The sequence below is a fragment of the Lelliottia sp. GFLA7 genome, from assembly GCF_056490165.1.
Genome location: NZ_JBWLAQ010000020.1, coordinates 1 through 621 on the forward strand (window position 1 = coordinate 1; position 621 = coordinate 621).

General features: G+C 67.5%; 2 protein-coding genes. Both read right to left on the minus strand.

What is annotated here, in order from left to right; all coding sequences use genetic code 11:
* On the minus strand, window positions 1–197 hold a 197-nt coding region (locus tag AC07RN_RS20910), incomplete at its 3' end, for a hypothetical protein (protein WP_478337204.1).
* A 26-nt stretch (window positions 198–223) separates the two neighbouring features.
* A partial coding sequence (locus tag AC07RN_RS20915) for a hypothetical protein (protein ID WP_478337205.1) occupies window positions 224–621 on the minus strand: 398 nt, incomplete at its 5' end.

Consider the following 621-nt stretch of genomic DNA (forward strand, 5'->3'; position numbering starts at 1 on the left):
TCCTCCCAGAAGTCCTCGAAGTCGGCATAGGGGTCGGCCTCGCCGGTTTCGAGACCCAGTGCGCGGACATCGCGCAGGGCGGCGACCATGCGCTCGTGCTTCGTCGCGCCGACCTTCTCGGCGCCGGCCAGTCCAGGGAACGGACGCAGGCCCAGCGAGAGTCGCATGGGTTCTGCGGCATCGGTAGTCGCGGTCACGACGGTCTCCATTCGGTTCGTGTCGGTCAGATGAATCCGCCGCAGTCGTTGCAGCAGGAGCCGCCCCAGCCGGAGCTGACCCAGATGCTCCCGCAGTGGTTGCAGGGCTCTCTCCGCCCGTGCCGGGTGCGCGGACTCACGGTGTCAGTCGGGTGTAGACGGAATGGCGGTGGGAAGCACGGCCCCTGCACGTGGTCGAGCGGCCCCTGTGGAGACAGCCCCATGCCGACGGCGTGCTTGATGAAGCCCTCGCGGCCGAAGTGGTCCAGGGCTTCGTTGACATTGCATTTGGCGTTGTGTTCGCTCATACGCTTGGCGAGCACCTCATTCTCGGCGAAGCCCAGGTACGCGCGCAGCCAGCCGGCCAACTCCTCGTCGACCACGCGCTCAGTGCGGGTGTGGCCCACCAGACGGAGCCTGTCGG